This window comes from Streptomyces sp. AK010 (assembly GCF_014207295.1).
GTDB lineage: Bacteria > Actinomycetota > Actinomycetes > Streptomycetales > Streptomycetaceae > Streptomyces > Streptomyces massasporeus.
In genome coordinates this window covers 51388-63854 of the sequence record NZ_JACHCX010000004.1, presented here as the reverse complement: position 1 = coordinate 63854, position 12467 = coordinate 51388, and the positions used below count along the sequence as shown (strand labels likewise).

At 73.5% G+C, this 12467-nt stretch carries 11 protein-coding genes; 6 read left to right on the top strand and 5 right to left on the bottom strand.

Features of this window, described 5'->3' with window-relative positions:
* Window positions 1–87: 87 nt before the first annotated feature.
* The 3 genes from HDC93_RS09045 to HDC93_RS09035 are packed head-to-tail and all read right to left on the bottom strand — an operon-like array spanning window position 88 to window position 2941.
* Entirely contained in the window at window positions 88–1434 is a 1347-nt protein-coding gene (locus tag HDC93_RS09045) for an MFS transporter (protein ID WP_185009004.1), read from the bottom strand.
* Window positions 1435–1487: 53 nt separating this feature from the next.
* The gene (locus tag HDC93_RS09040) at window positions 1488–2255 is read right to left on the bottom strand and encodes a glycerophosphodiester phosphodiesterase (RefSeq protein ID WP_185009002.1); all 768 of its coding nucleotides are present in this window, start codon (window positions 2253–2255) and stop codon (window positions 1488–1490) included.
* A complete protein-coding gene (locus HDC93_RS09035; protein ID WP_185009000.1) occupies window positions 2252–2941 on the bottom strand; it encodes a YitT family protein in 690 nt (229 codons plus the stop codon). The genes HDC93_RS09040 and HDC93_RS09035 overlap by 4 nt, the downstream gene beginning before the upstream one ends.
* Window positions 2942–3005: 64 nt before the next feature.
* Between HDC93_RS09035 and HDC93_RS09030 the strand changes: the two genes are divergently transcribed.
* Window positions 3006–4505 carry a PLP-dependent aminotransferase family protein gene (locus HDC93_RS09030; RefSeq protein ID WP_185008998.1) on the top strand — a complete coding sequence of 500 codons (1500 nt, stop codon included), beginning with the start codon at window positions 3006–3008 and terminating at the stop codon, window positions 4503–4505.
* Between the two features lie 57 nt (window positions 4506–4562).
* Here the strand turns inward: HDC93_RS09030 and HDC93_RS09025 are convergent, their stop codons facing one another.
* The gene (locus tag HDC93_RS09025; RefSeq protein ID WP_185008996.1) at window positions 4563–6260 is read right to left on the bottom strand and encodes a hypothetical protein; all 1698 of its coding nucleotides are present in this window, start codon (window positions 6258–6260) and stop codon (window positions 4563–4565) included.
* Window positions 6261–6312: 52 nt separating this feature from the next.
* Complete coding sequence (locus HDC93_RS09020; RefSeq protein WP_185008994.1) at window positions 6313–6507, bottom strand: hypothetical protein; 195 nt, start codon at window positions 6505–6507, stop codon at window positions 6313–6315.
* A 301-nt stretch (window positions 6508–6808) separates the two neighbouring features.
* Here HDC93_RS09020 and HDC93_RS09015 point away from each other — a divergent pair, with 301 nt between their 5' ends.
* The 5 genes from HDC93_RS09015 to HDC93_RS08995 all read left to right on the top strand — a co-directional run bounded on the left by HDC93_RS09015 (window position 6809) and on the right by HDC93_RS08995 (window position 12329).
* Complete coding sequence (locus HDC93_RS09015; RefSeq protein ID WP_185008992.1) at window positions 6809–7201, top strand: ankyrin repeat domain-containing protein; 393 nt, start codon at window positions 6809–6811, stop codon at window positions 7199–7201.
* A 300-nt stretch (window positions 7202–7501) separates the two neighbouring features.
* Entirely contained in the window at window positions 7502–8920 is a 1419-nt protein-coding gene (locus HDC93_RS09010; protein ID WP_185008990.1) for a HEAT repeat domain-containing protein, read from the top strand.
* Window positions 8921–9106: 186 nt separating this feature from the next.
* Entirely contained in the window at window positions 9107–10234 is a 1128-nt protein-coding gene (locus HDC93_RS09005; RefSeq protein ID WP_185008988.1) for a glycosyltransferase family 1 protein, read from the top strand.
* A complete protein-coding gene (locus HDC93_RS09000) occupies window positions 10231–11424 on the top strand; it encodes a glycosyltransferase (protein ID WP_185008986.1) in 1194 nt (397 codons plus the stop codon). The genes HDC93_RS09005 and HDC93_RS09000 overlap by 4 nt, the downstream gene beginning before the upstream one ends.
* On the top strand, window positions 11421–12329 hold the full coding sequence (locus HDC93_RS08995; protein ID WP_260419507.1) for an SGNH/GDSL hydrolase family protein: 909 nt from the start codon (window positions 11421–11423) through the stop codon (window positions 12327–12329). The genes HDC93_RS09000 and HDC93_RS08995 overlap by 4 nt, the downstream gene beginning before the upstream one ends.
* Window positions 12330–12467: the final 138 nt, after the last annotated feature.

Genomic DNA, 12467 nt, shown 5'->3' with positions numbered 1-12467 from the left:
TAACCCAGCATTTCGGCATCTTTGACGCGCAGTAACGGTCCGCCTGGCAGGCCAAACGCGTACACTACAGCCCTTTCGCTCCGAGTGCTAAATCCTGTCAGGAACCGGATTCCCCGCTTCGCCGATCGCACGCCGCACCGGGACCCGCGCGAGCAGGGCGAAGCCGAGCACGAAGAAGACCACCAGCGAGATGATCGCGTCCCGGTAGCTCCCGGTCAGCTGGTAGGTGATCCCGAACAGCAGCGGCCCGAGCCAGCTCATCCCGCGGTCGCTCATCTCGTACGCCGAGAAGTATTCGGCCTCCCTGCCCGGCGGGATCAGATGGGAGAACAGGGAGCGGGACAGCGCCTGGCTGCCGCCGAGGACCAGGCCGATCCCGGCGGCCAGGACGAAGAACCACACCGGCGCCCCGGTCGGCAGGAAGTACCCGGCCGCCAGCGTCACCGTCCACGCGACCAGCGAGCCGAGGATCGTGCGCTTGGCCCCGTACACCCGGGCCAGCCGGCCCATGGCCAGCGCGCCCGCCACCGCCAGCACCTGCACCAGCAGCACGGCGCCGATGAGGGTGGACTGTTCCAGGCCCAGCTCCTCGGAGCCGTAGACCGAGGCCTGGGAGATCACCGTCTGGATGCCGTCGTTGTAGACGAGGTAGGCGAGCAGGAAGGCGAGCGTCATGGGGTGGCGGCGCATGTCGCGGACGGTCGCCGCGAGCTGGTGGAAGCCCGGGAGGGCCGCCTCGCGCCCGGCGGTTCTGCGATCGCGCAGCCGCCGCAGCGGGATGATGGCGAACGCGCCCCACCACAGGCCGGCCGACGCCAGACAGATGCGGACCGCCGTGCTCTCCGAGAGGCCGAAGCCCTCGTGCCCGGTGTAGAGGATCAGGTTGACGACGAGGACCAGCGAACCCGCCGCGTAACCGAAGGCCCAGCCGCGGGAGGAGACCGCGTCCCGCTCCTCGGGCGGGGCGATCTGCGGCAGATAGGAGTTGTACAGCATCATCGCCACGGACTGCGCGGCGTTCGCGACGACCAGGAGCGCACCGCCCAGCAGATAGCGGTCGCCGTCCAGGAAGAACATGGCCGCCGTGGCCGTGGCCCCGGTGTAGGCGGCGGCCGCGAGGAGGGGCTTCTTGCGGCCGGTGCGGTCGGCGGCGGCGCCCGCCAGGGGCATCACCAGCACGGCCACGATCACCGACAGGGACACCGAGTACGCGAAGAAGGAGCCGGCGCGCACCGGGATGCCGAGCGGGTGGACGTATCCGTCGGCGTCGGCCGCCGACGTGGCGACCGACGTCAGATAGGGGCCCAGGAACACGGTGAGCACGCTCGTCGAGTAGACCGAGCAGGCCCAGTCGTAGACGTACCAGCCGCGCTGCTCGCTCCTGCGCTCCGCGGCCCCGTCGGCCGGCGGTGTCCGCACGGTGTCGTGGCCCACCCGTGCCCCTCGCTTCCCCGTGAACGCGCAGCGGGGACGGGCCCGGCGGAGGCTCAGACCCAGACGCCGCGGTCCTCCATGACCTTGCGCAACGTGTCGATGTGATCGGTCATGATGCCATCCACGCCCAGGTCGAGCAGCCGGTGCATGCTCTCGGGGTCGTTGACCGTCCACACGTGCACCTGGAGGCCGCGTGCGTGGGCCGCGTGCAGGAAGCGCCGGTCCACGACCTGGATGCCGGACTGGATCTCGGGGACCTGGGCGGCTATCGCCGAGCGGCGCACCGCGGCCGGCAGCCCCCAGGAACGCAACCGCAGGTTGAGCACGCCCCGGGTGCCGTACGACGTGGCCAGCCGGGGGCCGGACAACCGCTGGGCGCGCACCACGCGCGCCTCCGAGAACGAACCGAGGCAGATCCGGTCCCAGGAGTTCGTCCGCCCGACGAGGTCCAGGAAGGGCAGGAGGGCGGCCTCCGCCTTGACGTCCACGTTCCAGCGCACGTCGGGGAACGTCTCCAGGAGCTCCTCGAAGAGGGGGAGGGGTTCCCCGCCCGCCACCCGCGCCTGCCGGACCTCCTGCCACGGCAGGTCGGCGATCCCGCCCGCGCCGTCCGTCACCCGGTCCAGGGTCGCGTCGTGGAAGGCGACGAGCTTGCCGTCCCGGGTGGTGTGGACGTCCGTCTCGATGTACCGGTATCCGGCCTCGACCGCGCACCGGAACTGCCGCACGGTGTTCTCCAGGCCGTCCGCGGCCCCGCCCCGGTGGGCGAAGGCGATCGGGCCGGGATGGTCGAGGTAGGGGTGGCGTATCCGCGGGGTCACGGACGCAGTATCGCTCCTCGGGGTTGACCGGTGGCAACGGCCGTGCTGCCGCCGGATGCCGGGGGGACGGCGAACACGCGCAGGAAGGCCTGGGCGAGGGGGCCGATCGCCAGGGCGTACAGGAGCGTTCCGATCCCGACGGTGCCGCCCAGCGCGAAGCCCGACGCCACGACCGTGAGCTCGATGCCCGTGCGGACCATGCGGATCGAGACGCCCGTGAGCTGGTGCAGTCCGGTCATGAGGCCGTCGCGCGGGCCCGGTCCGAAGCGGGCCGCGATGTACAGACCGGTCGCCGCGCCGTTCAGGACGATCCCCGCCACCATCAGCGTGATGCGCGGCGCAGGGCCGTGCGCGTCGGGCACCAGGGCCAGCGTCACGTCCATCGCCATGCCGATGACCAGCACGTTGGAGATCGTGCCCAGGCCCGGCCGCTGGCGCAGCGGGATCCAGAGCAGCAGCACCGCGGCGCCCACCATGGTCAGCACGACACCGATCGACAGCCCGGTCTTCTCCGCGAGCCCTTGGTGCAGCACGTTCCACGGCTCCAGTCCGAGCCCCGACCGGACGAGCAGTGCCGAACTGGCGCCGTACAGCGCGAGACCGGCGTAGAGCTGGACGAGCCGCCGGGCGAGACGCCCCCGCGTGGACATGATGTGCCCCCCTGTGGTGGTAGTGGACTGATGCATGCCACCATGTGGCTTGGATGGAGAGGCCATCCATGGCCAATCCGGGGAAGGTGGACTGATTTCGATGGCGGAGTGGACCTCGGCCGTGGGTGCGGCGCAGCTCGCCCGGCTTCTCAGCTCCCAGCAGGACCGCCCGGCGGGGCCCGGCACGCGCCGGCCGCCGGCGTACCGCGCGCTCGCCGACGGCATCCGGCTGCTGGTGCTCGAAGGGCGAGTCCCGGTGGCCGCCCGGCTGCCCGCCGAACGCGAACTGGCCCTCTCCCTCTCCGTCAGCCGTACGACGGTGGCCGCCGCCTACGAGGCGCTGCGCAGCGAGGGGTTCCTGGAGTCCCGGCGGGGCGCGGGCAGTTGGACCGCAGTCCCGGCCGGGAACCCGCTGCCCGCGCGGGGGCTGGAACCCCTTCCGCCGGAGGCCCTCGGGTCGCTGATCGACCTCGGGTGCGCCGCACTGCCCGCTCCCGAGCCCTGGCTCACCCGGGCCGTCCAGGGCGCGCTGGAGGAACTGCCGCCCTACGCGCACACGCACGGCGACTACCCCGCCGGACTCCCCGCGCTGCGGGCGATGATCGCCGAGCGGTACACCGCGCGCGGGATCCCGACCATGCCCGAGCAGATCATGGTGACGACCGGGGCGATGGGCGCGATCGACGCCATCTGTCATCTGTTCGCCGGGCGCGGCGAGCGCATCGCGGTCGAGTCGCCCTCCTACGCCAACATCCTCCAGCTGATGCGGGAGGCCGGGGCCCGGCTCGTGCCCGTCGCCATGGCCGAGGGGCTCACCGGCTGGGACATGGACCGCTGGCGGCAGGTCCTGAGGGACGCCGCGCCCCGCATCGCGTACGTCGTCGCCGACTTCCACAACCCGACCGGGGCGCTCGCCGACGAGGACCAGCGGCGACGGCTGGTGGACGCGGCGCGGTCCGCGGGGACGGTGCTGATCGCCGACGAGACGATGAGCGAGCTGTGGCTGGATCCGGAGGTGGAGATGCCGCGGCCGGTGTGCGCGTTCGACCCGGCCGGATCCACCGTGATCACGGTGGGTTCGGCGAGCAAGGCGTTCTGGGCCGGGATGCGGATCGGCTGGGTGCGGGCCGCGCCGGACGTGATCCGCAGCCTGGTCGCCGCCCGGGCGTACGCCGATCTCGGCACACCGGTCCTGGAGCAGCTGGCGGTGAACTGGCTGTTCGGGACCGGGGGCTGGGAGCAGGCCGTGGAGGTGCGGCGGGCGCAGGCACGGGCGAACCGGGACGAGCTGGTGACCGCGGTGCGGCGGGAGCTGCCCGAGTGGGAGTTCGAGGTGCCCCAGGGCGGGTTGACGCTCTGGGTGCGCACGGGGGGCCTGTCCGGTTCGCGGCTGGCCGAAGCGGGGGAGCGCGTGGGAGTCCGGGTGCCGTCCGGGCCGCGGTTCGGGGTGGACGGGGCGTTCGAGGGGTATGTGCGGCTGCCGTTCACCGTCGGCGGGGCCGTGGCCGAGGAGGCGGCGGTGCGGCTGGCGGCGGCGGCGGGGCTGGTGGAGAGCGGCGCGGTGGGGAACGCGGAGGCGCCGCGTACGTTCGTGGCCTGAGAGGCGACGGGGGTGGCCGCCGGGGGAGCGTGCCCGCCGCCGGCCCGAGGCCCGTGGCTACTTCTCCTCGGTCAGCACCGGTCCCGGGTTCCGCAGGGGCTCCTTGGTCAGGACGGGGGTCGCCTCCGGCTCTGATTCCGGCGCCTCCGGAGCCGTTGGCACGGATTCCGGTTCCCCCTCGGCCGCTACCCGCCCCGGCTCGCCCTCCGACTGGTCCTGCTCCGGGATCGTCTCCCCGTCCGCCGGGGTCGTGCGCGGCGGGAGAAGGTCCAGGACGGCCTCGCACAGGGCGTCGGGCGTGGCGTCGTCGTAGGGGTTCGGGGTGGCGGGGACCTGGAGGCGGTGGACCGGGCCGCAGCCCAGCCGGGCGTAGCCACGGCCGGGTGGGACCTCGTCGATCGGTGTCGTGTGCGGGGGTGCGCCCAGGACCGACTCGAGCTGCTCCGCCGTCGCGGGGCCCAGGACCACGCGGGCGCGGGTGTGCTGGCGTACCGGCTCGCTGAGCGCGTCGAGGCTGTCCAGCTGGTCGGCCACGACCACCGTCACGTTCGCCGGGCGGCCGTGCCGGAGGGGGACCTGGAGGAGGTACTGCGGGTCCTTTCGGCCGTCCGCGGTGGCCAGATGGGTGAAGGCCGTCGGACGGTCGAGGAGGACCCACAGGGGCCGCTTGGTGTCGTCGGGCGGCGGGTCGCCCGCCTGGTGGGCCCGGTTGGCGGCGATGAGGCGGCGCTCCGTCTCGGTCGCGACCCACTCCAGACTGGCCGTGACCCCGGCCAGCCCGGCCTCCACGGCCAGGACGCCGTCCCGGCCGGTCAGGCAGGCGTACTCGCCGGTGCCCCCGCCGTCGACGATCACCACGTCGCCGTACTGCAGGGCCTGCAGCGCGATGGACCGCAGCAGGGTGGAGGTGCCGCTGCCCGGCTGGCCGAGCGCCAGCAGGTGCGGCTCGGTGGAGCGCAGGCCCGTGCGCCAGACGACCGGCGGCACGTCCCGCTGCTTCTCCCCGATGGTGAGGGGGAGGGTGCGCTGGACCCGGGTGGGGTCGGTGAAGCCGAGGACCGTCTCGCCGGGGGTGGTGACGAAACGCTGCGCGGCGATGTCGACGGGCAGCGGCAGGAGCACGCCGACCGTCAACTGATTGCCCTCCTCGTCCCACGTGAAGTGGTATTCGCGGCCCCGGCCCGACTTGGCCGCGAGGAGGTGCTCGATCCGGGCGCGGGCCTCGGCCTCGCCGTCGGTGAAGTACGCCGGGTAGCGGACCACCAGCTGCGAGATCCGGCCCCCGCCGTCGAAGGCGTAGGTGGGGAAGGCCTTGTCCCACGCGCCGCCGTGGAAGTACAGCGGCTCGGGGTCCTCGGCGGCGGAGAAGTAGGGCACGAGCGCCTCGTACAGCGACTTCAGCCGCTGGGTCTGCGACTCGTCGGGCCCGTCGGACGCCGCCGGAGAGCGGTCCCGGCCCTGCCAGGCCGCCGCCGCCATGAGGGTGATGGCGGCGAGCAGCGGTCCGTACGGCACCAGTGCCACGACCAGGACCACGGAGGCCACCAGGAACAGCAGCGCCCCCCGTCTCTCCTTGGGGGTCTCGGCCCATCTGCGCCGCCCGGCCGCTGCCAGCCGGCGCAGACCCCGCGTGATCGTGATCAGCGGGTGAAGGACGTCCGTGGCGCTGTCGGCGGCCGTCCGGGCCAGCTCCCGGCTCCGGGCGAGCTGCGCGCTGCCGTTGCTCAGAATGCGGGGGAGGGGGCGCCGGGCCACTACTGCCTCCAGTGAGTGCGTACGGGCGGGATACGTACGGAGGACGGGGTCGTCAGAACTTGATTCCGCCGAGGAGGCTCGCCAGGCTCTCGCCGCCCGCCTTGATGCTCGGAGCGATGGCCGTACTCGCCAGATAGAAGCCGAACAGCATGGCGACCACGGCATGCGACGCCTTCAGCCCGTCCTTGCGGAAGAAGATGAAGACGACGACGCCGAGCAGGACCACGCCTGAGATGGAGAGGATCATTTGAGTTCTCCTGGTTCGCGGGGACAGTCACCATGAGTACTTCCAGGCTCACAGGATGTATCCATGCGATAAAAGGTGCAACTGGGTTAAATTCGGACGATTCTCCCTGTGTGGCGGAGTGGTCCCGGGCCCGGCGGTGGAGCCGGGCTGTTGCGCTTGTCCGGGTCTGTGCTGATCTTTACCTCGGGCACATCGGGTCATGTGCCGCGCGAGCCAGTACCCTGGCGATTCACTCGTACGGCTGCGCCCCTCGCAGGCGTACGCACCGGCGGCGATGCGTAGTGGAGAGGCGGTCCGTCCGATGACCGAAGTCCCCGACCCCGAGGTCGTGGAGCTGGCGACCAAGATCTTCGATCTGGCCCGGCGGGGACAGACCGAGACGCTCGTGGCGTACGTCGACGCGGGTGTTCCGGCCAATCTCACCAACGACCGGGGCGACTCGCTCGTGATGCTCGCCGCCTACCACGGCCACTCCGACGCGGTGCGCGCGCTGCTGGAGCGGGGTGCCGAGGCCGACCGGATCAACGACCGGGGCCAGACCCCGCTCGCCGGAGCGGTCTTCAAGGGCGAATCGGACGTGATCAAGGCCCTTCTCGAGGGCGGCGCCGACCCGTCCGCCGGCACGCCCTCGGCGGTCGACACCGCCCGGATGTTCGGCCGGACGGAATTGCTCGAACTGTTCGGCGAGCACTGAACCGACAGGTCTGACCAGCAAAAACACAGAAAACGGGGGAGGCGGTACAGGGCCGCCGAAATTTCGGTCGCGGCAGACGAGAGTGCCGAGTCATCATGACGACGTGGTTCACGGACGTGATGGTTGGGCAGGTGTTGCCGCACCGCGCGGGCCGTGACGCGGTCCGCAAGGGCCACCGACGAGAGGCAGAGGAAGATGGTCTACAGCAAGCAGGAAACGGCGGGCACTCCGACGTGTTGTCGCGCGGCCAGGTAGTACACGTCCCCGGTTGCGTCGACGCTTGATGTGAGGCTGTTTCCCATGTTCGATCCGGTCATAGCGCCCAGCGGTACGCTGCTCGGCCTGCTTCAGCGGGGCCGCGGCGACGGCACGCTGCACGCGCTCACCGCCCCGCGCCCCGAGGCGCTGGCGGCGCTGAACCACTGTGTGCTGCGCGATCCCCGCCACGACTGGCAGGTGGAGAACCGCTCCCTCTACTACGCCCGCCTCTTCCTCGACCTGGGCGGCGAGCTGGACGAGGTCGAGGCCCATCTCTTCCGCGCCGAGGACGTCCTCGACGGCGACGAGTCACGCACCGGGCTCGCCCTGGCCGTTCTCGGGCACCTCGCCTCCTACGGCAGGCGGGACGCGCTCGAACTGCTGCGCAGGTACGCCGCCCACGGTTCCAACTGGGCCTGGGCCCTCGACGAACTGGCCCTCAGGGACGACGACGCGGGACTGCGCGCCCTCGCCGCACCCGTCCTCGCCCGGTTCCCCGCGGACCCGGAGGGCGATGCCGAGCTGGCCGCCACCGTCCGGGACGCCTTCGAGCCCCGGCCCTGGCGGTTGTGGGCCGAGGATCCGCGCGAATCCGTCGCCGCACGCGTGCGTGCCGCCCACGAGACGGGCTGTTTCGACCGCTGGCAGCGGCAGATGCGACCGTCCGGCCCCCGCCCGGGCTGGAGCGTGCAAGCCGTCTTCGAATGGGCCCAGCAGGGCATCGATCGGGGTGCCGCCCTCCATGTGCCGGCCGCCCGCTGCCTGACCGCCGTGGCGGGCCCCGAAGACCGGGCCGAGATCGTCCGGGCGGCGCAGGACGGCACCGACGGAGCCCGGTGCACGGCCCTCAGGTACCTCGCCGACGGCAATGATCCCGAGGCCCTCGATCTGATCGAGGGCGCCGTGGCCACCGGCTCGACGCTCGTCGCGGACGCCGCCGTCGACGCCTTCGAGCGGATGCGCTCGCTGGCCGCGGTGGACCGGGCGCGCCGCTGGGCCCGGCGGCCAGACGCGCTCGGCGCCGCCGCCGGCCGCGTCCTCGCCTGCCGGGGCGGAGTCCAGGACCGCGACCTGGTCCTCGCGGCGCTGCGGGAGGCCGTACGGGGCGAAGGCCCGGACGCACCGGCCCTGTGGACCCTCGTGGACGGCACCGGACGGCTCGGCATCGCCTGCGCCGCTCCCGTGCTGCGCCACGTCTATCGCGAGACCGCCTCCTCCCATCTGCGCGGCCGGGCCGCCCGGGCCCTCGCCGCCACCGACCCCTCCTTCGCCACCGGCTTCGCCGTCGAGTGCCTGTGGGACTGCGAGGAGACCACCCGGGAGATCGCCGCCCGGCACGCCGAGACGGGAGACGCCCGCGTCGTCGAGCGCCTGCGCCGGCTCGCCGCCGACCCGGCCGAGGAGGCCGAGGTGCAGACGGCCGTACGCAGCCGGATCGGCCCGGGGGATGCCGCTGTGTGACCCCTTCCCCGAGGGGACGCGGGGGCGGATTCGTGCCTCCGGGGTGAACACGGGGTGACCCGCGGGTCAGGAGGGCATGGACACCCCCTGACCTGCGCGGGTGCACCTCAGAACGCTCATAGGACGTTCCTCGTCCGGAAAGATCCACGTTGACGCGGCCACGTCCGGCCCGGCGACAACACCGGTATGCGTGTCGTCATCGTGACCGAATCATTTCCCCCCGACGTGAACGGCGTGGCCCACTGCGCGCTCCAGACCGCCCGGCACCTCGTCGATCGCGGTCACGCCCCCGTCGTCGTCGCCCCGGCCCCCGCGCCCGGGCACAAGCCCGACGCCTTCGCGCCGTGCCCCGTCGTCCACGTCCCCTCCCTCCCGCTCCCCGGCTACCCCCAGGTCCGCGTCGCCCTCCCCAGCCGCCGCCTGGCCGCCACCCTCGTCGAGCACCGTGCCGACGTGGTCCACCTCGCCAGCCCCTTCGTCCTCGGCGTACGCGGCATGGCCGCCGCCGCCCGCCTCGGCATCCCCGCCGTCGCCGTCTACCAGACCGATCTGGCCGGCTACGCCCGCACCTACATGGGCGCCGGAGAGGCCGCCGCCTGGCGGCGCATCCGCTCCGTCCACGGCGCCGCCGACCTCACCCTCGCCCCGTCCAGCGCCGCCCTGCACGACCTGGCGACCCACGGAGTACCCCGGGTCGAGCTGTGGCCGCGCGGCGTGGACACCGAGCGCTTCCGGCCCGACCGGCGCGACGAGGCCCTGCGCCGCGAACTCGCCCCGAACGGCGAGCTGATCGTCGGCTACGTCGGCCGGCTCGCCCCCGAGAAGCAGGTCGAACTCCTCGCCGGCGTCTGCGGCCTGGAGGGCGTCCGGGTCGTGATCGTCGGCGACGGCCCCAGCCGGCCCGGCCTGGAACAGGCCCTGCCCGGCGCCGTCTTCCTCGGCCGGCGCACCGGTGACGACCTCGCCCGGGTCTTCGCCTCGTTCGACGTCTTCGCGCACACGGGCCCCTTCGAGACCTTCTGCCAGACGGTCCAGGAGGCCATGGCCAGCGGTCTGCCGGTGGTGGCGCCCGCCGCGGGCGGGCCGCTGGACCTGGTCGCCCACGGGCACACCGGGCTGCTCGTGCCGCCGCGCGACGCGACCGCCGTACGGGACGCGGTGCGGTCCCTGGCCGCCGATCCCGGAGTGCGGACCGCATTCGGCGCCGCCGGACGCGCCACCGTCGAGGGCCGTACCTGGGCGGCCGTCGGCGACCGGCTGATCGGGCACTACACCAAGGTGCTCGCCGGGCGGCGGACGGCGGTGGCGGCATGAGCGACTCCCGTCCCGGCAGCGGCCGCCAGGCGCTGCGGATCGTCCGGCTCGCCAACTTCGTCGCCCCCTCGTCCGGCGGACTGCGCACCGCGCTGCGCGAACTCGGCAAGGGCTTCAAGGCCGCGGGGCACGACCCCGTCCTCGTGATCCCCGGCGAGCGCGTCAGCGACCACGAGAGCGAGCAGGGGAGGGTGATCACCCTCCCCGGGCCGCTGCTGCCCGGCACCGGCGGCTACCGCGTCCTCGCCGACAAGCGTCGGGTCGCCCGGCTGCTGGAGGAGCTCGCGCCGGACCGGCTGGAGGTGTCCGACCGCACGACCCTGAGGTGGACCGGCAGGTGGGCGCGGCGCGCCCGGGTCCCGTCCGTGATGGTCTCCCACGAGACGGCCGACGGGGTGCTGCGTACCTGGGGTGTGCCCGAGGGAGCCGCCCGGCGCGCCGCCGACGCCCTCAACGTCCGTACGGCCCACACCTACTCGCGCGTGGTGTGCACCACCGAGTTCGCCGAGCGCGAGTTCGTGCGGATCGGCGCCCGCAACGTCCTCCGGGCGCCGCTCGGTGTCGACCTGGTGCGGCGGCACCCGGCGCTGCGCGACCCGCAGGTACGGGCCAGGCACGCACGCGAGGACGAGACGCTGCTCGTGATGTGCTCGCGGCTGTCCGTGGAGAAGCGGCCCGGCACGGCGCTGGACGCCCTGGAGGCGCTGCGGCGGCGCGGGCGGCGGGCCGTGCTGGTGGTGGCCGGGGACGGTCCGCTGCGCTCCCGGCTCGAACAGCGGGCGCGCGAGAGCGGCCTGCCGGTCACCTTCCTCGGGCACGTCTCCGACCGGGGACTGCTCGGCGCGCTCCAGGCGTCCGCCGACCTGGCCCTGGCGCCGGGGCCCGCCGAGACCTTCGGGCTCGCCGCGCTGGAGGCCATGGCCTGCGGCACGCCCGTGGTGGCGAGCGCGTCGTCCGCGCTGTCGGAGGTGATCGGCTCCGCCGGGGCCGTCGCCGCGGACCACGGGGAGGCCTTCGCGGACTCCGTGGATCAGCTGCTGGAGCGCCCGGAGACGGACCGGCGTGAGGCGGCACGCGCGCGTGCGGAGTGCTTCGGCTGGGACACGGCGGTCGACGCGTTTCTCGCCGCGCACGACGCGGCCGTCCCGGTGCGTCCGGCCCGGCCGTTCGTGCCCGGGGGCGTGGCATGAGACCCCCGCGGTTCGAGGGACCCCCGAGGTTCGAGGGATCCTCACGGTTCGGGGGGCCGCTGCGGTTCGTGGCCCTCGGTGACTCGCTCACCGAGGGCGTGGGGGATCCCGTCGGTGACGGGGCGTGGCGCGGCTGGGCCGCGCTGCTCGCGGACGGACTCGCCGAGGAGCCGGTCGGGTTCACCAACCTCGCGGTGAGCGGCTCGCAGACCCTGGACGTGCTGGAGCGGCAGCTGCCCGCCGCGCTGGAGCTGCGGCCCGACCTCGTGTCCGTCGTCGTCGGCGTCAACGACACCCTGCGCTGCACCTTCGACATCCGGGCCGTGGCCGCCCGGCTCGACCAGGTGTACGCGTCCTGCACCGGACAGGGGGCGGTCCTGCTCACCGCGTGCCTGCCCGACCCGGGGACGATGCTCGGTCTGCCGGGTGCCCTCGCCAACCCACTCGCCCGGCGGCAACGGGCCGTGAACACCGTGGTGCACGCCCTGTCCGAGCGTTACGAGGCGCTGCACCTGCACGCGTGCGAGGGCGAGTGGACCACCGACCGTGCCCTGTGGAGCGCGGACCGGCTGCACCCGGGAGAACGCGGGCACCGGCAACTCGCCCTGCGCTTCCACACGCTGCTCGCCGAGCGCGGCCTCGCCACGGGGCCCGCGCCCTCGCCCGAGCCCGAGTTCCCCGTCCCGACGACCTCGGCGAGCCTGTGGTGGCTGGCCACGGCCGGCACCGGCTGGGTGGCGCGCCGCTGCACCGACCTGCTGCCCCAGCTCCTGACCCTGGCCGCCGACGAACTCCGGCACCGCGCCCGGGGCACGAGCGCCCGGCTCGACCTGAGGGCCTCGGCCGCGGTGTCCGCCGCGCTCGGCGCCCTGTCGGTGACGGAACAGGCGGACGCGGCCTACTAGGGCTGGCCTAGGAGAGTCCTGAAGATCTTGGAATTGCGCCCGGCTTGCATCGGTTCGTAGCGATTGACATGTACCGGCAGTCCGGGGCGGTCCCGGCGGCCGGAGCAAGATCTTCATCGGTCCTCCAGCCAGGGCCTG

What these genes read in the sequence shown, in the direction of transcription:
- HDC93_RS09035 (WP_185009000.1), bottom strand. Translation starts at nt 2,941, where the DNA reads ATGCATCAGTCCACTACCACCACAGGGGGGCACATCATGTCCACGCGG.
- HDC93_RS09000 (WP_185008986.1), top strand. Translation starts at nt 10,231, where the DNA reads ATGAGCGACTCCCGTCCCGGCAGCGGCCGCCAGGCGCTGCGGATCGTC.
- HDC93_RS09010 (WP_185008990.1), top strand. Translation starts at nt 7,502, where the DNA reads ATGTTCGATCCGGTCATAGCGCCCAGCGGTACGCTGCTCGGCCTGCTT.
- HDC93_RS09005 (WP_185008988.1), top strand. Translation starts at nt 9,107, where the DNA reads ATGCGTGTCGTCATCGTGACCGAATCATTTCCCCCCGACGTGAACGGC.
- HDC93_RS08995 (WP_260419507.1), top strand. Translation starts at nt 11,421, where the DNA reads ATGAGACCCCCGCGGTTCGAGGGACCCCCGAGGTTCGAGGGATCCTCA.
- HDC93_RS09020 (WP_185008994.1), bottom strand. Translation starts at nt 6,507, where the DNA reads ATGATCCTCTCCATCTCAGGCGTGGTCCTGCTCGGCGTCGTCGTCTTC.
- HDC93_RS09015 (WP_185008992.1), top strand. Translation starts at nt 6,809, where the DNA reads ATGACCGAAGTCCCCGACCCCGAGGTCGTGGAGCTGGCGACCAAGATC.
- HDC93_RS09030 (WP_185008998.1), top strand. Translation starts at nt 3,006, where the DNA reads ATGGCGGAGTGGACCTCGGCCGTGGGTGCGGCGCAGCTCGCCCGGCTT.